This window comes from Spirochaetota bacterium (assembly GCA_025061835.1).
GTDB lineage: Bacteria > Spirochaetota > Brevinematia > DTOW01 > DTOW01 > SKYB106.
Map to the genome: position 1 here is coordinate 64,640 of JANXAC010000005.1, position 24,253 is coordinate 88,892.

The following is a 24,253-nucleotide window of genomic DNA, read 5'->3' on the forward strand; positions in this document are numbered from 1 at the left end:
TGATTATAATTTTTGAAGTTAAGTAAGGAGGGAATATGCCTGATATAATAGGGAAGTATAAGGCATTCTACAAGGAGGATTTTGGGAGCTACAAGGATCTTTTTGAGCGTTTAGGTAGTGGTCAGAAACCTCATACTCTTTTCATATCCTGTTCGGATAGTAGAGTTGTTCCAGAACTTATAACTAAATCATTACCAGGAGAGTTATTTGTTGTAAGAACTGTTGCTAACATTGTTCCACCATATGATAATAGTGATATATCATCAACCGTTTCTTCTGCTATTGAGTATGCTGTTATGGCTCTTGAGGTTGAAAACATAGTAATATGTGGACACTATAACTGCGGAGGTTGTGCTGCGCTGCACCTTGAGGAAAGCAAACTTGATGATAAACCAAGTCTGAAGAAATGGATAAAAATCTCAAAAGATGTTGCTAGGAAGGCAGTAGAGACTGTGGGTAGTGATACTAGTATGCTATACACTGTTACGGAACGGCTGAATGTAGTCAAACAGATTGAGAATATTCTAACCTATCCATTCGTTAAAGAGAGATTTGAAAACAAGAAGATAAAGATATACGGTTGGCACTACATTATACCAACAGGAGAACTTTATAACTATAACTTTGATACCAGAACCTTTGAAAAGGTGGTGGTTTAATAATTATTTGTTAGCGTTTTGTAGGATAGTTGGATGTCTAGTGTAGATGAGAATTACTATAGATTACTATATTACTACACGAAGTATTTTATGAGGGTTAGTGTAGTAATTGTTGCATATTTTATGTTTATTTATCTGTATAATTGACTTAGTGAGGAATTTTTCGTATTTTAAATATATGTTGGAAGATGTAAAAAGTTGTAAAAGGCCGTCTTACTCTGGTTCTTTCTATCCTTCCGAGAAGTTTAGACTTGAGAAGATGATAGATGATTTTATAAAGCAAGCCGAAGTTCCAGATGATATTCGCCAGAAGGATATAGTTGCTTTGATTTCACCACACGCGGGATATAAGTATTCTGGTTTTGTAGCAGCACATTCATACAAAGCAGTTCAAGGTAAAGACTATGATGTTGTCATAATTCTTGCTCCAAGTCATCATTTCTACCTACATTACTTTATAATTGATGATAGGAGATATTATCAAACTCCTCTGGGAATTTTAAACCTAAACCTAGATATAATTAACTTCCTGAAGAGTAAGAATGGATTTGAAGTGTCGCATAGAGTTCAAGATGAAGAGCATTCACTAGAGGTTCAACTGCCGTTTATATACTATATCTTTGATGGTAAAGTTCAGATTGTCCCAATACTCTACGGAGAAGAGAACAGGTTGTTTATGGTTACAATGGCTGAAGTTTTAGGAGAGATATTTAGCAAATTTAAGGATGTGAAGATACTGGTTGTGGTATCTACTGATTTGTCTCACTATCATACTTATGATGAGGCATACATTATTGATAATAGGATGGCTGATATAATTAGAAAGAAAGATTTTGAGAGTTATGTTAATATGTTGTATAGTAAGAAGATAGAAGCATGTGGTGCTGGACCTCTCGGGACTTTTATCTACCTATCTAACATTAATAACAAACAAGTCAGTGTGCTGAAACTTCTCAACTCTGGAGATACAAGTGGAACTAAAGATTATGTAGTAGGATACTTATCTGCTGTTATGTATTAGAGTATCTCTCTGTAGATTTTTTCAATACTATCTTTTGTTGGAACATAGGGTGAGTTGTTTAGCGAGTTAGTCATATATGATACCACATCTTCAGAAAGATACTTTATGTCTGATTTCTGTATGCCAAAGTCGGATAGTTTTTTATTTATGTCAAGGTAGGATAGTAGGTATTCAATTGCATCAAGTATTGTATGTAGTATAGAAAAGTCGTTATTGCCTTTGACTTTTATACCCATCGCATCTGCTACAAGTCTATATCTATCAACGGAGAATAGGAAACTGTGTTCAATGACTTTCTTAAACACAATTGCAAGTCCTTGACCGTGAGAAACATGAGGGAATCTGGCGCTTATCGGATGCTCAAGTGCATGCATAAGTCCAACACCGCTTATGTCTATCGCTAGTCCTGAGAGAATGGATGCATACTGTAATTCTTTTCTAGCTTCAAGATTTGAACCGTTGTTATAGGCTTTGAATATATTGTCTATTATTATCCTAATAGAATCTCTTGATAGTGATTGAGTTATGAAGTTTGACTTTTTGCTTACAAGTGACTCAATAGCATGAGATAGAGCATCAATAGCAGTTGTAGCAGTTAAGTATCTGTTCATACTTACTGTCATAGATGGTATAATCAAAGCATGTTTGGGATATAAAACATCCATTTTTATGGAGCGTTTTTGAACTTTTTTGGTATTCGTAAGAACGCAAACTTTATTGACCTCACTTCCAGTTCCTGAAGTTGTAGGAATGGCTACTATTGGTATTGATTTGTCTGCAAGTCTCAATCCCTCCGCATAGTCCCATAATTCTACTTCGGGATAAATTAGTTTTACAGAAAGTGCTTTAGCACTATCAATCACACTACCACCACCGATTGAGACTATGACATCTGGTTCAAAACTTCTTGACATTTCAAGGAGGTTTTCAATCAAGTCAGTTGTGGGGTTTAGAGTAATCTCTGATAGTATTAGGAACTCTTTGTTTAGTGAATAAAAGAATTTTTCTATGGAGCTGTATTCGTTAGTGAGCTTGAGATGGTTTTTACCTGTAAGCACCAAAATTCTGTTGTATTTTTCAAATACACTTGAACAATCGTTAATGCTTTTAAGGTCAAACAATATTTTGGTAGGACTTAAAGATAAGTATTTCACAAAAAGATTATCAAGGAAAACAAGAGAAGATTACAAAATACCCGTATTATTTTAATACAACCTAAGATTATCTTGAGGGTTTTACAACTTTTTAAGAATACGATGAGTAGCGATTGTGTGTTAAGTTTATTTCACACTGAAGATGGTTTTGTGCTGTAGGCTACTATGATATAGACTGTGTGTGAGACCATTCGTTCTCTTGGGCGCGTGATGCCTTCTCTTAAGTATATTTCTCTTTCTAGTATTTCTACTGATTTTATTCTTGTGAATTCATTTTCTTTTAATGATTTGAAGGTTGCTTGAACTTGCTCTATTGTTGGAACGACTATCGCGACTGAAGATCCAGGTTTCAGCGATTTTCTTGCGTGGGGTAGTATTGTCCAAGGTTCTGGTAGGTCTATTATGCATCCGTCCATTCCTTCTAATCCGAAGCCGTCTTTAGAAACATCTCTCAAAGATAGAATAACTCTATCCAAAAGTCCATACCTTTCAATATTCTTTCTAGCGTTTTCTAGGTGTTCTTCATTCTTGTCAAAGGAGTAAACTTTGCCGCTAGGTCCTACGAGTATAGCAAGTATAGTTGTCATAGCACCTGAACCAGTTCCTACCTCAATTACATTAGAACCATCTCTTATAGTAGAGTTGAGGATGATATATCCAATATCTTTTGGGTACATTATGTTAGTTTTCCTTTTTACATTCAGAACGAGGTCTTCAAGTGAAGGCTTGAGAACATAAAATTTGAAGCCTTTGTTAGTTTCAATTTCATCTCCCCATTCTAGGTTGTCAGGTAGTATTATCTTCCCAAGATGACACTGGAAGAATTGACCTTTATGGTATGTGATTGGATACTTTGCTTTTTCGGAGTGGTAGAGATATATTATTTCTCCATCCTTAATCATATCTACCTATACCTATAGACTATCCTTCCTTTGGTAAGGTCGTAGGGAGAGAATTCAACAACAACTCTATCTCCTTCAATGATCCTTATAGAGTTTAGTCGTATCTTACCGGAAGGATGTGCCATAACTTCCTTGCCATTATCTAACTTTACCTTGAAAATTGAGTTTGGTAGTTGTTTGACAACAACTCCTTCAACTTTTAGAACATCATCTTTAGCCATATATGATTACACCCCGAGCAAAGAAAAAATTTCATTTTTTATATCGTCAAGATTTCTATTTCCATCAACTTTAAGTAAAATTCTTTTGTTTTGATAATATTCTACTACTGGCATAGTTTCGTTTTTAAATATCTCAAGTCTTCTTCTAACGACTTCTTCTTTATCATCATTCCTTTGTATAAGATTACTCCCACACTTATCACAAACTCCCTCAATCTTTGGAGGACTGTAATAAATGTTATATATAGCACTGCAGTTTGTGCAACTTCTTCTTCCTGTTATCCTCTTCATAATAAGATCTTCAGAAGTGTCAATAAATATGACCTTGTCAATTTGAATGTTTTTCTCCTCAATTATCCTGACTTGATTTATATTTCTTGGAAAGCCATCTAGTATATATCCTTTTTGATACTTTGGTTTTGAAATCTCTGAGAGTAAAACCTCTGCTATGATCTCATCAGGAACTAAATTCCCACTGTCAATATATCCTTTGATTTTTTCTCCGAGGCTGCTTCCAGATAGAACTTCTGCTCTTAAGATGTCTCCTGTTGATATGTGAGGGATACCTAATCTCTCTCTTATTATCTCACTTTGGGTTCCTTTTCCTGCTCCTGGCGCTCCTAGGATTAGTATCCTCATCAAAGCAAACCCCTAACTCCAATACTTTTCATAAAAGATTGCAAGCGATTTTTTTATTTCTTGAGGTATTTTATCTTTGGATGTAACTATTGCAAATTTGGCAGCCTCTTCACACTGACATTTCATCGCCACATCTATGTTTTGTATGATAACTGGTAGTAATTTCAATATGTTATCTGTATTTTTTCTCATATATTCCATTACCATTTCTGCGTTAACATCCTCATGTCCTTCATACCAGCAATCGTAGTCTGTGACCATAGAAATGAGAGAGTAACATATTTCAGCTTCTCTTGAGAGTTTTGCTTCTCCAGAAGCAGTCATACCTATAATGTCAGCTCCCCACTGTCTGAAAAGATGACTCTCTGCTCTACTTGAGAACTGAGGACCTTCAATCGTTATGTAGGTTTTATCAGTGTGTATTGTTATATCGGGTAGATGTTTTTTTGCTATTTCTTTTATCTGGTTTGACAGTTCATTACAGAAGGGGTCAGCCATAGAAACATGTCCAACAAGTCCCGTTGAGAAGAATGTCAGTTCTCGCCACCTTGTAAAGTCAATCAATTGACTGGGTATAACAAAATCCATTGGTTTTAACTCTTCCCTTAAACTACCAACGGCACTGATTGCTATAAGTTTTCTAACTCCTAGATATTTCAAAGCCCATATATTGGCTTTCATAGGTATCTTTGTTGGTGGATATATGTGCCCTCTACCGTGTCTCGGTAAGAAAGCAACCTTTCTACCTTCAACATCTACTATTGTAATCTTATCAGATGGTTTTCCAAAAGGAGTTTCAATATCTATTTCATCAATGACCTTTGCGGAGGAAAACGCGTATAGACCACTTCCACCTATTACCCCTATTTCAACTCTATAATCCATAAAACAACCTCCAAGTAAAAGATAAATATCTAATATTGCTGTTTTCAATCTTCCAAATCACTTAAATCTCAAACTTTTTATTTGTTTAGTTTAGTGTTTGGTTTAGTAGGGTGTTTTGGTAAATTTCTGGTGAATTATAAAATCTTCTCAAAAATTCTTACTACTCTTGGAGTTTATAATTGCTAACTGAAAAGATTAACTACATACTTGTTTTTATTAATTTTTGAAAGGATGTACATTTCTGATAAAAAATTCCAAAGTTATGGAAGGTAGGAAAAGTGATGTTATAAGGTTCATCTTGTTGATGGGTTTTGTAAGTCTCTTTGCTGATTTAGTATATGAAAGTGCTAGGGGGGTAATGGGTCCTTATCTAGGACGTCTGGGGGCTAATGCATTTGCAATAGGGATGATTTTTGGAGTAGGTGAGTTTTTAGGATATGTTCTTAGGGTTGTGGCTGGTGTTTTGGTGGATAGAACTAGAAAATATTGGAGTTTTATCTTTGTAGGTTATGGACTTGTTGCTTCAATACCGCTACTTGCATTCTCTGACTACTGGATACTGGCAGGAACTCTGATTGTTATGGAGAGAATAGGTAAGGCGTTAAGAACTCCAGCAAGAGATACTATAATCTCAATATATTCGGGAGGTATAGGAAGTGGTAAGGCATTTGGAATTCACGAAACTGTAGATCAGGCGGGAGCAATAGTTGGGTCATTCATTTTCTATGTTATCCTCACTTTAGGGCTTGGATACAAAACTGGTTTTGCTATTTTGACGATACCATTCCTACTACTAATCGCTTCACTCATAATTGCTAAACTGTTCTCATCAAGAATACACATTCAAAAACAGGTAGAAGAAAAAGTATTTCATAACGGTAGAAAAAGTCGGAAGATATACTTCTATCTGCTGTTTGTATTACTAACAAGTCTAGGGTTTGTAGGTTTTCCACTCATAGGGTTCCACGCAGTTAAAGTTAAGGTCCTTTCAGAGGAGTTTATACCTTTATTTTATTCCATTGCGATGCTGGTTGATGCTCTGATTGCTATACCAATAGGGATAGTCTATGATAGGTTTGGATACAGAATAATAGTTATTTTACCTATTTTGATTATGTTAATAGCTTTGTTGAGTTTTTCAAATATCTTGATTTTGATAATTCTTGGTGTTCTTGTATGGGGTATTACAATGTCATTCTACGAAACTGTTGTGAGAGCATACATAGGTGATAATGTTGATATACGAGAGAGGGGCACATTCTATGGTTTATTCAATACAGTTGTAGGAGTTGGTTTCGGGATTGGCAATTCTGTAATTGGATACATCTACGAAACTATGGGTGCTTTAATAGTTCCATTCATAGTTGGATTAGAAACGATAGCATTAGCAACTATACTCATAACTGTTTTCACTGAAAGGAGGAGTTAGTTTGATACAACAAAACTTTTTGTTTGTTGTAAGGTTGCTAAACTTAAGATTGGAAGGATTTTTCTATAAAGTTCTCAATCTGGCCTAGAGGGATTGATTGTTAACGATGGAGTTTTGATTTTGTAATACCTGTGAAATTGTTTTAAAATTTTTGTAGAATAAGATAAGTTTTATGAAGAAGTTTGTTGTGAAAATGATAGAATTTTATCAGAGATACATAGGTCCTATCAAGGGGCATACTTGTAGGTTTTATCCGACCTGTTCTGAATATACAAAAGAAGCAGTCTTAAAGTATGGTATCTTGAAGGGGGGATTTCTAGGTATCAGGAGAATATTGAAGTGTCATCCTTTCAACCCTGGGGGATATGACCCAGTTCCTTAATTAAGTTGATCTAGAAAGGACCTTGTCTTCTCTGAAAACTCATTCTTTCGCTTTATAGCGTTTTCTATGCTTTCTCTTGTAATCTCGTATCTGTGGAATGTTTGATACTTCTGTTCCTTAGTTTTATGCCAATACTTACCACTAACTTTGAGGTTGAGTATGGAAGATATCTTTTTGCCATCAGGTAAATAGTTTGAAAGGTATTCTTCAAACTCTTTTTCTGGTTGAATACTTCTTACTTCACTACCTTCTAGGAAGACAACAAAAAATACTCCATTTTTTGTCTTCTGTATTTCTCTTGAACTTTCAATGTCAAGCACCCACTCTGGTATAGGACCTAAACCGAAGATTGAAGAGCTGTTTTCAAGTAATAATTGCTTGTCTTTGATAGGAGTAATCTTAACTTCTTCTTTTGGTTTTGGTTGAGGGCAGGCTGTTAAGATTAAAGGTAGTGTTAAAGTTAATATGTATACAAAATCTTTACAATAGCATTTCATACATATAAAATTATCTAGCAAGTTAAATATGGGGGTCAAGTTTTGGGAGGTTATATGATATATCTGATGAGACTGATGATACCGATCGTGTTTGTTTTAACACTATGTGGGTTTGGTTTCACACAAACACAGAAACCTTCTGCCAAGGATCCTTATGAAGGTGAGACTTCAGTTTATGTAGCAACTAATGGTAGTGATGAGAATCCCGGTACCAAAGCATTACCGTTTAGAACTATAGAAGTTGCAATTGATAAAGCAGTTATCTTTGGTGTCAGGGTGATAAAGGTTGCCGAAGGTGTATATACTCCTGGTAATGGACTTAACACAGGCTTTAGTGGAGTTGCAATAAAGCATCATGATATAAAACTTATTGGGGGATATGATCAAAGTTTTAGTTCTGTGGTAGGATATTCAACTCTTGATGGGCAGAGAAAAGTTCAAGCAGTGATAGAAGTGAGGAATGTTTCTAACGCTTTGATAGAGAACTTTGTAGTTTCTGGGGCAACAAACCGTGAGAAAAACGATAAGAACGGTGGTGGAATTTATCTAAATAAATCCGATGGTTCAACTATTAGGAATGTAATATCTTCAAATAACCTTGTTGGTAACGGTGCAGGTATGTGTATCATAGGAAATAGAAACAGAATATTAGATTCCAAAATTATTAGAAACTCTGGAGAGAATGGGGGAGGCATATATTTAGTAGGTAATTTTAACGAAGTTTCGGAAGTATCAGTTCAGAGTAACAGTGTTGGTATATGGGGAGGAGGGATACTAGTAGGAGGGGTGAGCAATGTTGTGAAGAATTCAGATGTTTCTTTTAACTCTTCAAGAGAAGGGGGTGGTATCTACATAGATAAAGGCATAGCTAATCAAGTGCTAGATACTACTATAGGCTTTAACAATGCTCAAAACTCTGGTGGTGGTGTTTTTGTGAATGTTGGCAATGCTAACTTCGTTAGAGCTACTGTGAAAAATAACACTTCAAGGGATGGTGGGGGGGTGTATGGTTTTAGGACCGCATCACTTGTAGTTCAATCTTCCATTCTTGAGAATAGTGCTACAAGAAACGGAGGGGGGATATTCTTTGAGAATACTTTCAAATCTACGGTAAATAGCACGGTAAGTAAAAATTCATCTGGTGCGATTGCTGGAGGAATTTTCTTGAGAGGTGAAGAAAATAGCATATCTGGAACTATTTCAGAAAATAGATCACAAGACAAGGCAGGAGGCATTTACATAACTGGTCTCAAGAATGTTGTTAAGGCTAGCATAACTGGTAATAGTTCGCAAAAAGATGGTGGCGGGGTTTATATTGAACTTGCTAGGAGCACAAGAATTGAAGGAAGTGATATATCTGGAAATAAATCGGATAATATAGGTGGTGGAATATTCACTATAAGAGATGGAGATACAACTATTGTAGACAGTAAAATAATTAATAACAACTCAAGATTACACGGAGGGGGTATAGCAATATACGACTCAACTAACTCTTTCCTCATGAACCTTGATGTGACTCAAAACAAGTCTGAAATAACGAATAGCATAATATATCTATATAAAACCGATGCTGTGATTAACCTAGTGATATCTAACTGCGTAATATCTAGTGTTTCAGGTGCTAGAGGTTTTGGTATATACGAAGATGGGTTGAATGACATAAGTCTTCATAGAATAATTGAAAATACTTTTGTTTCAGATACTCTTGCTGGTGGATTGTATAGGGACTACAACCTAGATGCTACTGGACTAATATCAGCTGTAAATAATCCTAGGTTTTCGGGAGCAAGTGAGGCTAGAGGTAACAAACAGAGATAGGTTAGAGTAGGGTATGTCTGAAATACTTAACACAGATTTTCTTGTTATTGGTCTTGGAGTAGCAGGTGGTATCTGTGCTTATGAATTAGCAAAAAATGGTTTTGATGTTACTGTAATACTCAAAGAATCTAAATATGATGATGGGAATACACACTACGCACAGGGTGGTATAGTCTATATAGGTGAGAATGACTCATCAGAACTCATATACAAAGACATAATTTCTGCTGGCGCTGGTGTCAATAATCCTGAAGCAGTGAGGGTAGTTGCTTACGAAGGTCCAGATATAGTGAGAAGGGTTCTGATTGATGAGTTAGGGGTCAATTTTGACAGGCAAGACAATGGTGATCTTGAATTCACTGAAGAAGGTGCTCACTCGGTTAAGAGAATAATATTCTCTGGAGATCAAACAGGTAAGTCAATCATATCAAAAATTGTAGAAAAACTTGAACAGTTTAGTAATGTGAAAATCCTTGAAAGGCACACGGCGATAGACTTAATAACATGGCAATTTCACTCAAAAGATAGATTTAGGATGTATAAAGACAAAACTTGTTTAGGTGCGTATGTTCTTGATATAACTACGGGGAAGGTTAAAAATATTCTATCCAAGGCTACAGTATTAGCGACTGGGGGTATGGGTAGGGTTTATCTACACAATACAAATCCTGATGTTGCAACGGGTGATGGGTATGCAATGGCTTACAGGATTGGTGCTGAAGTTATAAATATGGAATACACACAGTTTCATCCGACAACTCTCTACCATCCATTAAAGAGAAACTTCCTAATATCAGAATCTGTGAGAGGGGAGGGGGGTGTGATAATAAACTCTTCAGGAGAACGATTCTTATACAAATACGATAGTAGGGGGGAACTTGCACCTAGAGATATCGTTACTAGGGCTATAATATCAGAGATGAATGAGAGAGAAGAAGAATGTGTTTTTCTTGATGCAAGAAAGATAGGGAGTAGAGACAAAATAAAGGATAGATTTCCGAACATATTCTCAACGCTTGAGCAGATAGGAATAGATATGTCAAGAGACCTTATACCAGTAGTTCCTGCATTTCACTTTCAGTGTGGTGGTGTAAAAACTGATACCTATGGAAAGACCAACATAAAACGTCTTTTTTCAATAGGTGAAGTTGCTTGTACTGGACTTCACGGTGCGAATAGGTTAGCAAGCACCTCACTTCTTGAAGGAGTAGTCTTCGGATATAGATGTGCAAAGTTTTTGGTAGAAAACATACACAGAGATTTGTTTAACGAGTTTCCTGAAATTAACACTTGGGTAGATACAGGAACTGAACAATCTGACCCCATACTTATAAAGCAAGACTGGGATTTGATAAGAAACATAATGTGGAACTACGTAGGACCTATAAGAACAAGAAGAAGACTGAAAAGAGCGTTGAGTGATATAAAAAACCTACTAAACGACATAGAAGACTTCTATAGAGATGTAAAAGTCAATAGGGATATTATTGAGTTGAGAAACGGTGTTCAAACAGGATTCTTGGTAGCGTTGTCTGCCTGGTCAAACAGAGAAAGTATAGGCTCACACTACAGGATTGATTAGTAGAAAATCTAAAACAATCAGTAAGGAAGTTCAACAAAAAATACCAAACTCTTGACCAAACTTCAGTTAAAAAACTATTGAAAATGGATTTTTTATTTTTTATAATCTCTTGGAAGTTGATAGAGGAGGCAGGTATGCAGATTGCTAGGATATGTTTATACTTATGTGTCATCTCTGTAGTTTTGTTTGTCTCCGATGCTTTTGGAGTTACTGCGTCTAATAAGAATATAGTTGTTAGAGTTTTAAGTAGTTGGGACCCTTTTGCGATGGGTTGGGAGCCCGATGAACTTTTAATTTCTCCTACTAATGTTTTGAATAAACCGCTCAATGCTATAGTTGATCAGAATGATTTAACAAATAATGGTGGTAGGATGCTAACTTATTTTGGTTCTCCTTATCAAAATAAATGTGAACCAACTAATGACTCAGCCTATCCAGGTAGAGAAACAGACACTTTGACTAAGGCAGAACTTTCAGAGTTGTGGTTTACTTGGGATACTAATGCTATTTATTTTGCTGTGAAGGGACAAACCGCAGGAAGACGCAACAACTTGATGATATACTTTGACAGAGAACCAAATAAGGGTAGAACCAGTTTTGTTGAGAGCGTTGTTCACTGGAATAGAGGTGTTTTCTTCTCGGGTTTTGACCCCGATATGTATATAGGTTTTTGGAATCCGAATGATAAAGTTGAGTTTGATATAAATCCTGATAAAAGCAAAGGTGGAGTTCAGCTTTTGTCCATAGTTGGAAGTGACGAAGATGCGTGGATGAGCAGCTACAACGATGGTGGATTATCAGGAACTCCTAACATGAATACTAATATCTTTAACTTTTTCTTTAACGGTGAGTTTGAACCTGATATGTTTAAGAGGGTTGTTATTGGCAAGATAGCTTGGAGTTTCTTCTTTACGAATGTTAATCCAACGAATATGTGGTTGAAGATAGCAGTTGCTACAACGGGTCCTGATAGTGGTAACTACAATTATGAGTATATGCCAGACAACTCTACGCCTGTAAACCCTTCATTTAAGTCCGTTGAAGATAATTTTGTAATGATAAGAGTTACTGATGGTGATGGAAAGCCTAGGATTGGTGTTAATGTTCGTAATGAAGCATACATTAACTTCTATCCGGGGGTCAAGATTGAAGCCGACAAATCTCCAAGGTTCTATATGAAGGTAGTTAGAGGAGGTTTGTCTGGCAAAGAGAATGATGCTCCAAAAGTATTTGCTCCAGCCAAAGGCGACAAGGTAAGAATTACAATTGGTATAGAGAAAGAGACCGATTTCTTTGCTCAAGGCTACATAAAGATATACGACGAAAGAGGTAATCTCGTAAGGACTATAGCTGAAAATATAAATCTATCAAAAAACATGCAAGCTGATGCTGCTGATGACTTTCCTGCAACTATTTACGATTTCCCCTACACTTTCATCTGGGATGGTAAGGATGACAGGGGTAATATAGTACCTATGGGGAATTACTTCGTTGTAGTTGCAGGTAAAAACATATCTGCTCTTGATACAATAGGTGCTAGACTGATAACAGTTATTCACTAGAGGAGGTGTTTTATGAAGAAGATAATTTTTAGTGTTTTGATAGTTTTGTTATGTTTCAATTTTTCTTTTGCTCTGTTTGAGACTCCTTTTGTTGGAGGAAGATATATTGCTCTTGGTTTAGCGAATGTAAGCGAGGTAACTGATCCTTATGCGGTTATTTACAATCCAGCAGGATTAGGTTATATAGGTGGAATTGCTATTAGTGCTAATTATTCTGAACCTTTTGGTGTTCCTGGAGTGAATCTGATAAATGTTAATGTTGCTGGTAATGTTGTTGATATAGTTCAAGTTGGACTAACATTTTCATCTTATGGTGCTGATATCAGTGCTACTTCTGGACTGAGATATCTCATTGCTGGAATGAGTTTAGCCAAGAGTTTTGAACTATCCGACATTATTGCTTTCTTGGATAGTTTTAGCATAGGTTTATCTGGTAAGGGACTTGGTTTATCTTTGAGAGGTTATGAACTAGATGAGTCTGCCAACACTGATAAATGGAACTTTAACTTTGATGCTGGTATTAATCTGTCTATGTTTGATGAACTTCTGAAACTTGGAGTTGTTGGATATAATCTGATACCTACTAAGTTTTCTTTTTTAACGGGGACTCAAGGAACTGAAGTATATTCCGCTTTAAAGGTAGGTACTTCTATTTATCTTATCAAACCATATATGAAGGCTTTTGGATCTTATAGTTTAGGTCTTAATTCCTCTTCTCCTTTTAGTTTTTCTGTTGGAACTGAAGTATCTTATGCTGATACCATATTCACAAGGATCGGTCTGGAGAATAATAGAATTACGATGGGACTTGGACTAAAAGGACCGGGATTTGAATTGAACTTTGGAGTCCAGAACAGAGGTAATCTTGGATGGTATTATCAGGCTGATGTTATAGGATTTGTAGATATTTTCTAATTTAGTGGGGGTGTTTTATGAATAGGATTTATTTGATCGTTTTGATCAACCTTGTTGTAGTCTATTCTGTATTTGCTGGTGTTGAGTTTGGGACCTATGCTAAAGTAGGATCTTCAATAAGGTCTGATGTCGTTACGAATGATATTAGGATATGGTCACTAGAACAAGGCTCTCCTTATGGAAACTTTGAGATAAACCTTCAAGGTGCCGCTGCACCAGGAATAAACTTCTGGACGATATACAAGTCATCATTTAATAGCACTTACTCAAGCGGAGGGTATTTACCAGAGTCTTTGTATTTGGGTAGAAGTGATGTCGCTGCTCAGATTCAGTTCTGGCAGAAGTGGGGGGAGGCTGCGTTTTTCTATAACCAAGGTTGGAGAGTGAATATGTATCAGCCTCTCCTTCAGTTTTCTGCTGGAGTAGGAACTGCTCAAAATGGTGGCGTTTTTGCAAGATTTCCAAATATCTTTGGAAGTGGTTTTGAGTTTAAAACGACCTTGATAGACTACGCGAACGAAATAAATGAAAAATCTGTTCAAGAGAACAAAAATGAAACTGCGGTAGTTTTCAGAATCTCTAGGTATGATATCAAAGATCCAATAGGCAATACTTTCGGTATAGGATCTACTGGTGGTTTTCTTATCTATCAACTTCCAAGAAATACTAATGATTGGAGTGTTTATATTGAGGATTCTTGGAAGAAAGGACAGTATAATGTTCTAGGTTTGGATTTGAGTTATGGTGGAAGCATTCCAGGTTTTTCTGGATTTTCCTTCAACCTATCTGGTGAGGTTGGAAGGTCTTTTGCTCCTGAGAGTATAAATCTACCAGCACCGTCAGGTTGGAACGAAAGTGATTGGATGTTAAATAGGTTTGTCCTTGGTGATAGTAATGCAATAGTTTATAAGTATGTAATTAAGATGGGATACGACAACCCAAGATTGATTGGTGGTATAGAATTTACCTTCTCAAGTGTTGGACTTCAACCTAACTTCAGGCAGTATCTTGGTGGAAATGCCGACCCTGCAAGCGGTAGACAGAATGACTATTTTGAGCAATTCGTTCAACTATCCTATGCATTTCCTGTTAAGTTTGTAAATATAAAATCGTTTATGAAGTATTCACATAACTATGATTGGCCTATATGGACTGATTCAGAAGGTAAGCAACACGATGACTATAACATATGGCAATTCTTGTTCCAAGAGAAAATGGTTAGTAAGAACGCTTCACACTACCTTGAGTGGATAACAGAACTCTACGCATCTTTTAAGGGAGGTGTTAAGTTTATAGGAGAACTGCAGCAATACTTCGGTAGAGATTACTTATTACAGGTAGGTTCTACAAACTGGTTTAGACATTTAGTTTTGTCTCTTGACTTTGAGAATGAATTTGCGAAAATAAGGCCTATGCTAAAGTTGTTTAACTTACAGGATCCCAATAAGTTTTTCTTAGGATTTGGACTTGAATCTACGGTAAATCTACTGTCTTGGGTTAAGTTTTATTCAAGACTTGGTGTAATGAGAGGTTATCAAGAGAGAGTTTCAAGAAGCGGAGCATTATCCTGGACATCTTTCTTCGGACAACTACAGGTATATCCTGCACCTAACACAAGAGTTCTATTGTCTTACGGTAATGGAGGACATATGGATACGGGACTCGTTGGTGATGTTGACTTTGTAAGAGGTGCAGAAACAGAGAATAGGGTTAATGTTGAAGCAGAGATGTATTTCTAAAATTTGAGGAGGTGTTAGTATGAAAAGAATCTTATTTATTGTAATTTTGGTTGTGTTTGCTAGTATTTCGTTTGCTGGTGTTAAACCTTTTATTGATGCTTACTTTTCAACTTCCCTGGTTCAGAATGTTGATGATAAGTACTTAAGAGAGCATTATGGTCCTTATAGGTTCGGACAGCAGTATGGCGATAACAGATGGTATTTGAGAGATAGTAGGTTATCCTTCATCTTCGGGCTTGGAGTTAAAGAAGAGAATCTGTTTGGTTCTGTTGATTTCTATATGAATTCCTTCTTGGATGGTTCTACAATACTTGATATAAATAGTGGAGTAGTCGGATATTCTGATGAAATATTCACTGTCAAGGGATTCTTCAAGAATAGAGCGATTAAGTTTAGAAATTCACATTCCGAGATGTTCTTTAGTTATCTTCCATCTCTCCAACTTTTCTCTTCAACATTCTCAAGAGCACACTGGTTTGTCCCATACTTCCTATACCCCATAGAGTTTATTGACGGTTCAGTTGAGATATTCTCAACTGCCAGAGAAGATACTACCAACCTAGTGTATAGTGGAAAAGATTACTATGGAATGTATGTAAGCTATTTTGATGGTATCATTGATGTAGAGGGATATTTTGCAAAGAATATATATGGTAGTATTGGGGATTTTCAAAATTCATCGTTTTTCAATCTTTTTACTACTGGTAATTTCGGAGGTCTTAAAATAGGTGGTGCTGGTAATGTAGGTATTGGAGATATATATATTGGAGCTCTATATAGAGAGATGACTACGAATAACCTAGGTTACTTAATGAAGACAAGCGACTATAGGTGGTTTTACCTATTTCCAGTTATTAGTAGTAATAACTATACTGTTTCTTTGCCATACATAGCTTTGTTTCCTACTTCCTACGCTTTTATAGGAGGATATATTTCTTTTGATATAGTGGATCTTGCATATCTAGGTCTTGAAGGAGGAGTTCTCAGAGACTTGATATATATTGGAACGAATAGAACGGAAATAGGTAGTATATATGCTGTTGGTGGTTTGATGTTTAAGGGCATTGAGGGTATGAAAGTAGAGGTAAGTAGTTTGGCAGTTTTGCCTGAAAAAACTTCAAATATAACAGTGTTAGGTATTGATTTTAAGTCTTATACGTACTACAATATTCCCCTTATTACTGATGAAGATGAAATTAAGACATTGCTAAAGTTGAGTTTGAGGGATAACAAGATTGAAAAGCCCTCAAAATCAGTTACTACTGTTGTTGGTATAGGTAACGTTGGATATCTCGGAGGAGACGTATCTATTGATTTATTAGGTTACATTAACAATAGTTCTATATGGGACTCAGTAATCTCTATCTCAACGAACATACTTTACAGTGATTTGAGGTTATATACTGGATATAGGCTTTCTTCACTATTTGACAGCAAAACTAGAAAGGAGATAGGTGATAATCTGTGGCTTAAAGTTGGTGGTAGGAGTTTTGTCCAAGTTGGAGATGTGAATGTAGGTAATGTAGGAGAGAATGTTTTCCTAACACCATACATAGGCATATGGTATCAGATACCTAAAGTTGATTCGTATATTACAATCTCTTATGGGTGGTATGGTATGACGAGTGTGAATGATTTAGATTTAGGTAGAAATTTGGAAGCAGTCGTGGTTATATATAATGGTGCTAAGGATTTTAGTAGTGGTTTGGTTATGCCTGATAATCTGGCATCAACGATATACTCCGATGGGAAAAGGATTAACACTGGTGAATACAAACTTGCGGTTGAGCCTACTATAAGGTTTGATATGTATATTAAGTATTAAGGAGGTGCTTTATGAGAGTGGCTTTTATTAGTCTTTTTGTATTGATGGTTTTCGTTTCAATAACCTTTGGTGCTGTTAAGTTTAAGGGAGATTTGATTACGATAGGTGATTTCAAGTATATGCAATCAAACTATGTGTATAACAATACACCAACATCTCCCTATTTAGGACTTGACAATGTTGAATTCATTGTAAATTTTGAGACGAAACTAGAACTAACGTCAGACATATTCGGAATAGCAAATGTAATAGTTCAACCGACTACTAAATTTAAGCATACTGCCTTTGATAGTTTGATGATAAACTACATCCACAAAGCTAGTAAAGTCAGAATAATACCGTTTTATAGAAGTAGGGTGGTAAAATTTGATGATCCTGAAAACTCTATAGGATACTTTAACTCGTGGGTTATTTCTTCTAGCATCTTTGGCGTTAGTAATGTTATAAATAGTAAGGTTGACAACGAAGGGTTCTATGTTGACTCTTCTTCTACAGCTAGACCTGGAGGGATACCGTATCTACTAAGACCTGTTGAGTTTATGGATGGGACCATTGCTTCCATGCCTGGTATGGGGGATGATACAACTAATCTTTCTCTAGTTGGTAGAGACCTTGGAGGTTTTTATGCTGAACAGAGAGCTAAAGGATACTTGTGGCAAATTTTCTTAGGTTCATACTTCATAGATGGTAGTGAAGGTGCTTTGAACTTATCTGGTGGTGCTAATGTTAAGGTAGATGTTTTTGAGATTGAGGATATTGCTTCATTCTCCTTAGGTCTAGATGGAATATTTTACTCTTTCGGTAATAACTACAACCTGGTTGATTACTATGACTTGATTAATACCTATAGGATAGGTATTATTCCAAATAAAGGTTTTAGAACTTCAGAAACCTTTAATGCGTATCTTATAGTTTCTAGTGATTTTGCGTCACTTTATGTTAAAGGGGGTATCATAGGTCAAGGAACTATACAAGTAAGTAATAATACAATAAATGTTTACAGAGAAAACATAAATGCAAATGGTATAAGGTTCTCCGGTGGATTGTTTTCAGATTTTGTAGAAGGTATAAAATCTCAAGTTTCTGGAGAATACATTACTCTAAATGTTTACACAAACACGAATGTGAATGCTTTCTACAATTCTACTAGACTTGCTGTAAATGGTAAGGTTCTTAGTGAGTATGAGTTAATCATAGGAGGTATCACTAGGTTATTGCTAGAAGGTTCTTATGTACAAGAAAAGTCTTTAAACGATGTATATAGGTTTATAGAGTATCAGGGTGTTGACCTAGCTGGACAGGGTAGAGTTTCACTTCTTGGAGGTATAAATGCGAAAGCAGGATTAGGCTTTGTAGATTTGTTTGAGTTTTTGGGGCTTTCTGTAGTTGGATCATATCAAACTATCTCGTTTAAACCTGAGGAATTTACTAGTGTAAAAAGACAATATAATGCTAATATAATAGAAGTAAGAGGAGATATTGATATATCATTTGGGATCATAGGTTTTGAAGGATTTGGTATTAATGTAGGTGGGAGATACTTTTCTTGGAGTGATAATCTGAGAAGTAGTAGATTACTACTTAATATTATTGATGATACCAAAGACATATCTGTAACATATATATCACCTGCGGGATATTTGTATTACAGAACAGACAACATGAGCATAAGATTGGGTTATGGTTATCCTTTATTTGGTAGCACTTATGATCTAGATTTTGGACTGGTCTCTGACGCTATCAAGAATTATCTCTATAAAGGACCTGATGGCAAGTTTGAGGGTTTCTACGCAGATTATATTCTACAAAACTTACCTAGAATTTATGTTGACTTAAAGATTAGTTTTTAGTAGTATAAAATTAGTGGAGGCAGTGTATGAAGGTTGTAAGGTTAATTTCAATCTCTATTGCGATGTTAATCTCATTATCTTTGCTAAGCTCTTGCTTACTTTGGGATGTATTGAAGGATAGGTATATACCTTATGAAGTTGTTGGCAAGGATCCTGAGACTGGAAAACTTATAGTGAAGTTCACTTTTGATAGACCTGCTGCAACTACCGTTCATCTTGCGGGTCAGTTTAACAGTTGGACTGCCCCACCTTCTCAAGGAACTCCTGGCACTGACAATGTTCCAATTGAGATGAAAAAGGATGAGAAAACTGGATATTGGACTGTTGAATGGAAAATAAGACCGGGTAGATGGCAGTATAAGTATGTTATAGATGGTGGAGTTGTTTGGTCAGAGGACCAGGCAAACCCATTGAAAGAAAATGATGGTTTTGGCGGCTACAACTCTGTCGCTATACTGAGTGAGTAGCATGTTATTCCTTAAGAGGGGGAGTATCTCTCCCTTCTTGATCACAACCTAAAATTTTCCGATAGAATTATTTTGGTATTCAAAAAGAGGTGTTGCTTCAAAACTGATTATAGTTTGAATTTCTAGATAGAAGTAGGTAAAAGATTCCATTGTTAATGAGGATTGAAGAAATTTTGACGTCTTTTCTAGACTAGGAACTTTGTATAAAGTGTTTCAGATTAGTTTTTATCCATTGTTACTGTTTAGTATAACCATATTTGTCAAAATATGTGTCAACTAATTTTGCAGCGATCGGACCTGCATAAGCCGAACCTGAACCAACATTCTCTACTACAACTGCTACTACAACAACATCTTCAGGATTAACCGCATCAGTTGGACCATAACATACAAAAACTGAATGTGGCTTGCCGTGAGGATTTTCAGCAGTTCCAGTCTTTCCTGCTATTGGATACTTAGTTATGTATTTCAGTCCCCTAGCAGTTCCTTCTTCAAACACTTGCTTCATGCCTTTCTTTATGGTATCAAACACATCTTTTGGTATTCTAGTTTCTTTTCTGATTATCTCTGGTTTTGTCTCTTTCACAACTTCTTTGCCATTAGGAGATAGTTCTTCCTTGACGATGAAAGGTTTGAAAGCTATTCCTTCATTGAATATAAAACTAGTCATAACGGCAAGTTGTAAGGGGGTGAATAGCCAATCTCCTTGGCCTATTGATAGATTAGCCATATCGCCTCCCATTATATCTCTGTTATACCTTCTTTTGTGGAATTCCATAGATGTTCTGAACCCTTTTTTTTCGTTTGGTAGGTCAATGAATGTCATCTCTCCCGTTCCAAACATACGTGCTGTTTCTATAAGATCTTCAGGTTCAATTGCTAATCCAATTTTGTAGAAATATACATCACATGATACTTCTATTGCTTTTACTATGTCCCTAACATAACCGTGGATTGCCCAGTCTTGGAAAACTCTTTTGCCTATTCTCAATGCTCCTTGACACATTTCACTTCTATTCGGATCCCATTTTTTACTCATTATTGCTGAAGCTGTGGTGACTAGTTTGAAAACCGAACCTGGTTGATATGTTCCCTGTATAGCCCTGTTGAAAAGAGGAGTATTTTTTTCATCAGTTGAAAGGGATAGAAAATAGGAAAAATCACCAAGAGATAATCTATTTGGGTCATACGAGGGTGTAGATACTAGTGCTATTATCTCACCAGTGCTTGGCTTCATCATAACAAGACTTCCTCGGTAGTTCTTAAGTAGTTCATAGCCAAGTTTTTGTATTTCAATATCAATTGAAAGCATAATGGAATTCCCTTCAACCGGCAGTTCAGTTATTTCCATTCCAACTATATTGTTCTTTGCATCTATGTATCTTAATAGCTTGCCATCTCGGCCTCTTAGTATTTTGTCATACACCTTTTCAACACCATCTTTTCCAATATAACTACCAGAGTGATATATCTCTCTGTCTTCTATTGATAGAGTCTTTATCTCTTGCTGATCTATAGGTCCAAGATATCCTAGTATATGTGCAGACTCGTAAGGGTAGTTGTAGTTTCTTTGGTAGAGTGTATCAACTACCACACCAGGTAGTTCTTCCTGCTTTTCAAGAATTTTTATTGCTTGTTCTTTGGTTATCTCGCTTATGAATATAGGACCATACAAATCCCACTTTCTGCGTTCTATGTTGGCTAGTATGAATTTAATATTCTTGTCTATTATACCTGAAAGTTTTGAGAATACTACTATCCTTCCATCTTCACTTTGAGGTAAATATTTTTGGATTACGAATACACCTATTGTTTCTTCACTTGATGCTAAAACATTCATGTTCCTGTCATATATTGTTCCTCTTTGGGAGGATATTGGTATCTGCTGTGCCATGTTTATAAATGCTAATTTAACAAACTTGTCTCTGCTGAGTATCTGCATGTCAATGATTCTTATTATTACTATAGCAAGTATAAGAGTAATGAAACTTGAGAGGAATATAAGTCTAAATCTACTTACACCTATGTTGTTTTCTACCATCCTAAAGTCTATCATAGAACTTCTCCAACAACATAGACTTTGTATTCAATAGTCTTTGAAAGTTCATCAATAACCTCATCATCTTTATCGGTAATTATTATCATTCCTATTCCCATATTAAAAACTCTAAATGCTTCTTCTACACTAATCTTACCTTCTTTTATCATAAACTTCATAAACTCTGGAGTAGAGACTTTATCTTCGTGTATTTTAATTCTCCTGCCTTGAGTTACTCTTAAGGTATTATCAAAGATGCCTCCACCAGTTATATGCGATAGAGATTTTATCAACCCCCTACTTATAAGAGGATACAATATATTACAGTATATCCTAGTAGGTTCAAGAAGTAGGTCTATGAGTGGTTTTTCAAATCCGTAGTTTTTAGTAGGATCGATATTGTTCTCTTTGAGTATCTTTCGTATCAGCGAATATCCATTACTGTGAAATCCGCTAGACTCAAGTGCTATTAGTTTATCTCCTTCTTTTACATTTCTTGGTAGTATCATACTTTTTTCCGCAACACCTATCGCAGTTCCATTCAGATCAAAGTCACTGTCCATATACATTCCAGGCATCTCTGCAGTCTCACCACCGACAAGAGGCACATTTGCAATCTCACATCCCTTTATTATACTTCTTATGATTCTCGTATAGATATTTTCATCTAGTCTCCCGCAGGCAAAGTAATCCACAAAACCAATAGGTTTTGCACCAGTGCATATAACATCATCAACATTCATCGCAACAAGGTCTATACCTAAATTGTCAATTTTATCGTATTCTTTGGCAAGTAGTATTTTGGTTCCGATCCCGTCTGTTGATATTGATATTACAGGACTCTGGTATTCGCTTAAGTCTATGTTGAGTAGTGCTCCAAAACCACCTACACCAGATATAACATTCTTGTTGTAAGTTCTTGATATCTCGCTCTTAAGTTGATCAATCAAAGAATTTGCTTTGTCTATGTCAACACCTGCATTTCTGTAGTTACTCATATCAAACTTCCCTTAAAGTTTATGTAGAGTAGTATTCTTCTAACTAATACTATCATGATCATCAATATAAAGATTGTCATAAAGATACTGTAGTTAAGGATTAGGTAGATTGATAGTAGGGCTAGAAAGAGTATTAAGACTACTTTGATTGGCTTTATGTTGAATACTTTAGATAGAAAGACTTTTATACTCCTTATCCAAGAATAGCGTTCAGTTTGTTCCAATAGCCAGTAGTAAGAGTTTAGAGTAAGTTTGTGAATAATATTGACTGCGCCTTTATACGTGTTTATGCTTTTTATCCTCCAACCTCTTCTTGTGTGTGTTAGTAAGTAGTAGTTCCTGCTGTCATCTAATTTTAACTCAAAAGATAACTCAACTTTGTGAGGGAATACATACCTGCTGAACTTCACAATCTCCAGTGCTAGATACTTGAATTCGCTGTGTATTACATCCTGAAGAGTAGAATAAAGAGACTCTACTTGAGTTTCTGAAGGTAGGATTCCTATCTTTCTCAGTATCAAAAACGCTAGTATCTTCAAACTGTATCTCTTATTTCTGTAATTTATCCTTACATTATCTCTCCTGATGTCAATACAATAATCATATGCCAAAGATGAAGGTGCTATGTTTCGCCTTGAAGACAAAGATTGATAACTTTCTGAAGATAAATACACTTTACCAGATAGTATGTTGTCGTTTGACAATACTCTTATCTCCTTACCGTCTAGAACTAGAATGTTATTAATCTTCTTATACTCAACACCGTTTATATCAAAGAAGTTTTTGTTGGATGATATACAGTCTTCCATCACGAAAGACTTAAACTCTTCATTCTCTGATATGTGTAGTATGATTCTTGTTATCCAGTGGTCGCGTTCCAAAATCGCAGTATATTCCCCGTTTTGTCTAATAATCTCTACTAACATACAGAAGATTCTGAACGATTTTTCTAAGACCTATCAATTGAGGAAATATCTAGACAAATTTTATGATACTCAGTATCTTACCGACAATAACAGCATTACTGCCACCAATTGGTATCACACCTCGTTTTGCTTGTATGACAAAGAAATCTTCTATCTTTGTTACTCTACCAATCACTATCTTGTTGTCGTAAATAGAGACTACTTTATCATTTTCGTTGATACTGGTTTCTTTTTGAATTACTATAATGTCATTATTTGACATATCAAAACCTAGATAGTTCTCTACATTTGTTCCATTATGTATCTTGAGTAAGAATGTTTTTTCTTCAGATATGTCATCTCTTGGAAAAATATTGGTAGATAGAGATATTGTTCTTTCAAGATCTCCTAGTTTAAAGTTTTTCTTAAATTTATCAACTTTTCTGTATATTTTCAAAGATACAGTTTTACATAAACTCACTCCAGTCTTATCTGTTAAGACTATACCTCTAGGAATATTCTTCCTTATCTCAATGTAGCCTTTTCGTTTGAGTTGATTTAGTCTTTGAGATACACTTTTTATGCTAATCCTTTGATTTTTAGCAATTTCATGGTATGTGGGTGGATAGGAATGCTTCTTTATGTATTCAATTATGAACTCAAGAGTTCTTGATTGTTTTGGTGATAGGTCGTCCCACATACATTATTTAATTTTAAACAACCTTATATTGATTTTACATCTAGCGTGATCTAAAGTTTGTA

Annotated in this window: 22 protein-coding genes; 12 read left to right on the plus strand and 10 right to left on the minus strand. The window is 35.7% G+C overall.

Annotated features, from left to right (window positions below):
* Nucleotides 1–35 precede the first annotated feature (35 nt).
* Nucleotides 36–659 carry a carbonic anhydrase gene (locus tag NZ579_03260; protein MCS7298967.1) on the plus strand — a complete coding sequence of 208 codons (624 nt, stop codon included), beginning with the start codon at nucleotides 36–38 and terminating at the stop codon, nucleotides 657–659.
* A 178-nt stretch (nucleotides 660–837) separates the two neighbouring features.
* A complete protein-coding gene (gene amrB / locus NZ579_03265; GenBank protein ID MCS7298968.1) occupies nucleotides 838–1,680 on the plus strand; it encodes an AmmeMemoRadiSam system protein B in 843 nt (280 codons plus the stop codon).
* On the opposite strand, the gene NZ579_03270 is transcribed toward amrB, so the two are convergent.
* The 5 genes from NZ579_03270 to mtnP all read right to left on the minus strand — a co-directional run bounded on the left by NZ579_03270 (nucleotide 1,677) and on the right by mtnP (nucleotide 5,481).
* Nucleotides 1,677–2,834, minus strand: a complete 1,158-nt coding sequence (locus tag NZ579_03270; GenBank protein MCS7298969.1) for an iron-containing alcohol dehydrogenase — start codon at nucleotides 2,832–2,834, stop codon at nucleotides 1,677–1,679. The two genes, amrB and NZ579_03270, sit on opposite strands and share 4 nt — an antisense overlap.
* 131 nt (nucleotides 2,835–2,965) lie before the next feature.
* Complete coding sequence (locus NZ579_03275) at nucleotides 2,966–3,736, minus strand: tRNA (adenine-N1)-methyltransferase (protein MCS7298970.1); 771 nt, start codon at nucleotides 3,734–3,736, stop codon at nucleotides 2,966–2,968.
* A gap of 2 nt (nucleotides 3,737–3,738) precedes the next feature.
* On the minus strand, nucleotides 3,739–3,957 hold the full coding sequence (infA, locus tag NZ579_03280) for a translation initiation factor IF-1 (protein ID MCS7298971.1): 219 nt from the start codon (nucleotides 3,955–3,957) through the stop codon (nucleotides 3,739–3,741).
* Between the two features lie 6 nt (nucleotides 3,958–3,963).
* The gene (locus tag NZ579_03285) at nucleotides 3,964–4,596 is read right to left on the minus strand and encodes an adenylate kinase (GenBank protein MCS7298972.1); all 633 of its coding nucleotides are present in this window, start codon (nucleotides 4,594–4,596) and stop codon (nucleotides 3,964–3,966) included.
* A 12-nt stretch (nucleotides 4,597–4,608) separates the two neighbouring features.
* On the minus strand, nucleotides 4,609–5,481 hold the full coding sequence (gene mtnP, locus NZ579_03290; protein ID MCS7298973.1) for an S-methyl-5'-thioadenosine phosphorylase: 873 nt from the start codon (nucleotides 5,479–5,481) through the stop codon (nucleotides 4,609–4,611).
* Nucleotides 5,482–5,743: 262 nt separating this feature from the next.
* Here mtnP and NZ579_03295 point away from each other — a divergent pair, with 262 nt between their 5' ends.
* Complete coding sequence (locus tag NZ579_03295; protein ID MCS7298974.1) at nucleotides 5,744–6,910, plus strand: MFS transporter; 1,167 nt, start codon at nucleotides 5,744–5,746, stop codon at nucleotides 6,908–6,910.
* Nucleotides 6,911–7,082: 172 nt separating this feature from the next.
* Nucleotides 7,083–7,292, plus strand: coding sequence for a membrane protein insertion efficiency factor YidD (gene yidD / locus NZ579_03300; GenBank protein ID MCS7298975.1), 210 nt, complete (start codon nucleotides 7,083–7,085; stop codon nucleotides 7,290–7,292).
* Here yidD and NZ579_03305 read toward each other — a convergent pair.
* Nucleotides 7,289–7,789, minus strand: coding sequence for a hypothetical protein (locus tag NZ579_03305; GenBank protein ID MCS7298976.1), 501 nt, complete (start codon nucleotides 7,787–7,789; stop codon nucleotides 7,289–7,291). The genes yidD and NZ579_03305 overlap by 4 nt on opposite strands.
* A 54-nt stretch (nucleotides 7,790–7,843) precedes the next feature.
* Here NZ579_03305 and NZ579_03310 point away from each other — a divergent pair, with 54 nt between their 5' ends.
* The 8 genes from NZ579_03310 (at nucleotide 7,844) to NZ579_03345 (ending at nucleotide 19,550) form a co-directional block, all read left to right on the plus strand.
* On the plus strand, nucleotides 7,844–9,610 hold the full coding sequence (locus NZ579_03310) for a hypothetical protein (GenBank protein MCS7298977.1): 1,767 nt from the start codon (nucleotides 7,844–7,846) through the stop codon (nucleotides 9,608–9,610).
* 13 nt (nucleotides 9,611–9,623) lie between these two features.
* Nucleotides 9,624–11,192: an L-aspartate oxidase gene (gene nadB, locus NZ579_03315; GenBank protein MCS7298978.1), complete on the plus strand. Its 1,569-nt coding sequence runs from the start codon at nucleotides 9,624–9,626 to the stop codon at nucleotides 11,190–11,192.
* 83 nt (nucleotides 11,193–11,275) lie between these two features.
* Nucleotides 11,276–12,754, plus strand: a complete 1,479-nt coding sequence (locus NZ579_03320; GenBank protein MCS7298979.1) for a hypothetical protein — start codon at nucleotides 11,276–11,278, stop codon at nucleotides 12,752–12,754.
* Between the two features lie 12 nt (nucleotides 12,755–12,766).
* Nucleotides 12,767–13,669, plus strand: a complete 903-nt coding sequence (locus NZ579_03325; GenBank protein MCS7298980.1) for a hypothetical protein — start codon at nucleotides 12,767–12,769, stop codon at nucleotides 13,667–13,669.
* Nucleotides 13,670–13,686: 17 nt separating this feature from the next.
* Nucleotides 13,687–15,408, plus strand: a complete 1,722-nt coding sequence (locus tag NZ579_03330; protein ID MCS7298981.1) for a hypothetical protein — start codon at nucleotides 13,687–13,689, stop codon at nucleotides 15,406–15,408.
* A gap of 19 nt (nucleotides 15,409–15,427) precedes the next feature.
* Nucleotides 15,428–17,233, plus strand: coding sequence for a hypothetical protein (locus NZ579_03335; protein MCS7298982.1), 1,806 nt, complete (start codon nucleotides 15,428–15,430; stop codon nucleotides 17,231–17,233).
* Between the two features lie 11 nt (nucleotides 17,234–17,244).
* The gene (locus NZ579_03340; GenBank protein ID MCS7298983.1) at nucleotides 17,245–19,083 is read left to right on the plus strand and encodes a hypothetical protein; all 1,839 of its coding nucleotides are present in this window, start codon (nucleotides 17,245–17,247) and stop codon (nucleotides 19,081–19,083) included.
* Between the two features lie 26 nt (nucleotides 19,084–19,109).
* The gene (locus NZ579_03345) at nucleotides 19,110–19,550 is read left to right on the plus strand and encodes a glycogen-binding domain-containing protein (protein ID MCS7298984.1); all 441 of its coding nucleotides are present in this window, start codon (nucleotides 19,110–19,112) and stop codon (nucleotides 19,548–19,550) included.
* A gap of 235 nt (nucleotides 19,551–19,785) precedes the next feature.
* Here the strand turns inward: NZ579_03345 and mrdA are convergent, their stop codons facing one another.
* From mrdA to NZ579_03365, 4 genes are read right to left on the minus strand one after another with little or no spacing between them, the layout of a single operon-like run.
* On the minus strand, nucleotides 19,786–21,606 hold the full coding sequence (gene mrdA / locus NZ579_03350) for a penicillin-binding protein 2 (GenBank protein MCS7298985.1): 1,821 nt from the start codon (nucleotides 21,604–21,606) through the stop codon (nucleotides 19,786–19,788).
* Nucleotides 21,603–22,586 carry a phosphoribosylformylglycinamidine cyclo-ligase gene (gene purM / locus NZ579_03355; GenBank protein ID MCS7298986.1) on the minus strand — a complete coding sequence of 328 codons (984 nt, stop codon included), beginning with the start codon at nucleotides 22,584–22,586 and terminating at the stop codon, nucleotides 21,603–21,605. Before purM ends, mrdA begins: the two co-directional genes overlap by 4 nt.
* Nucleotides 22,583–23,512, minus strand: a complete 930-nt coding sequence (locus NZ579_03360; protein ID MCS7298987.1) for a hypothetical protein — start codon at nucleotides 23,510–23,512, stop codon at nucleotides 22,583–22,585. The genes purM and NZ579_03360 overlap by 4 nt, the downstream gene beginning before the upstream one ends.
* Before the next feature lie 49 nt (nucleotides 23,513–23,561).
* The gene (locus NZ579_03365) at nucleotides 23,562–24,191 is read right to left on the minus strand and encodes a winged helix-turn-helix transcriptional regulator (GenBank protein ID MCS7298988.1); all 630 of its coding nucleotides are present in this window, start codon (nucleotides 24,189–24,191) and stop codon (nucleotides 23,562–23,564) included.
* Nucleotides 24,192–24,253 lie beyond the last annotated feature (62 nt).

Excerpts from the sequence above, each read along its gene's own strand:
- nadB (MCS7298978.1), top strand. The coding sequence starts at position 9,624 with ATGTCTGAAATACTTAACACAGATTTTCTTGTTATTGGTCTTGGAGTA.
- amrB (MCS7298968.1), top strand. The coding sequence starts at position 838 with ATGTTGGAAGATGTAAAAAGTTGTAAAAGGCCGTCTTACTCTGGTTCT.
- NZ579_03340 (MCS7298983.1), top strand. The coding sequence starts at position 17,245 with ATGAGAGTGGCTTTTATTAGTCTTTTTGTATTGATGGTTTTCGTTTCA.
- NZ579_03330 (MCS7298981.1), top strand. The coding sequence starts at position 13,687 with ATGAATAGGATTTATTTGATCGTTTTGATCAACCTTGTTGTAGTCTAT.
- infA (MCS7298971.1), bottom strand. The coding sequence starts at position 3,957 with ATGGCTAAAGATGATGTTCTAAAAGTTGAAGGAGTTGTTGTCAAACAA.
- NZ579_03365 (MCS7298988.1), bottom strand. The coding sequence starts at position 24,191 with ATGTGGGACGACCTATCACCAAAACAATCAAGAACTCTTGAGTTCATA.
- yidD (MCS7298975.1), top strand. The coding sequence starts at position 7,083 with ATGAAGAAGTTTGTTGTGAAAATGATAGAATTTTATCAGAGATACATA.
- mrdA (MCS7298985.1), bottom strand. The coding sequence starts at position 21,606 with ATGATAGACTTTAGGATGGTAGAAAACAACATAGGTGTAAGTAGATTT.
- NZ579_03260 (MCS7298967.1), top strand. The coding sequence starts at position 36 with ATGCCTGATATAATAGGGAAGTATAAGGCATTCTACAAGGAGGATTTT.
- NZ579_03360 (MCS7298987.1), bottom strand. The coding sequence starts at position 23,512 with ATGTTAGTAGAGATTATTAGACAAAACGGGGAATATACTGCGATTTTG.
- NZ579_03285 (MCS7298972.1), bottom strand. The coding sequence starts at position 4,596 with ATGAGGATACTAATCCTAGGAGCGCCAGGAGCAGGAAAAGGAACCCAA.
- purM (MCS7298986.1), bottom strand. The coding sequence starts at position 22,586 with ATGAGTAACTACAGAAATGCAGGTGTTGACATAGACAAAGCAAATTCT.
- NZ579_03320 (MCS7298979.1), top strand. The coding sequence starts at position 11,276 with ATGGATTTTTTATTTTTTATAATCTCTTGGAAGTTGATAGAGGAGGCA.
- NZ579_03310 (MCS7298977.1), top strand. The coding sequence starts at position 7,844 with ATGATATATCTGATGAGACTGATGATACCGATCGTGTTTGTTTTAACA.
- NZ579_03305 (MCS7298976.1), bottom strand. The coding sequence starts at position 7,789 with ATGAAATGCTATTGTAAAGATTTTGTATACATATTAACTTTAACACTA.
- NZ579_03335 (MCS7298982.1), top strand. The coding sequence starts at position 15,428 with ATGAAAAGAATCTTATTTATTGTAATTTTGGTTGTGTTTGCTAGTATT.
- NZ579_03345 (MCS7298984.1), top strand. The coding sequence starts at position 19,110 with ATGAAGGTTGTAAGGTTAATTTCAATCTCTATTGCGATGTTAATCTCA.
- mtnP (MCS7298973.1), bottom strand. The coding sequence starts at position 5,481 with ATGGATTATAGAGTTGAAATAGGGGTAATAGGTGGAAGTGGTCTATAC.
- NZ579_03275 (MCS7298970.1), bottom strand. The coding sequence starts at position 3,736 with ATGATTAAGGATGGAGAAATAATATATCTCTACCACTCCGAAAAAGCA.
- NZ579_03295 (MCS7298974.1), top strand. The coding sequence starts at position 5,744 with ATGGAAGGTAGGAAAAGTGATGTTATAAGGTTCATCTTGTTGATGGGT.
- NZ579_03325 (MCS7298980.1), top strand. The coding sequence starts at position 12,767 with ATGAAGAAGATAATTTTTAGTGTTTTGATAGTTTTGTTATGTTTCAAT.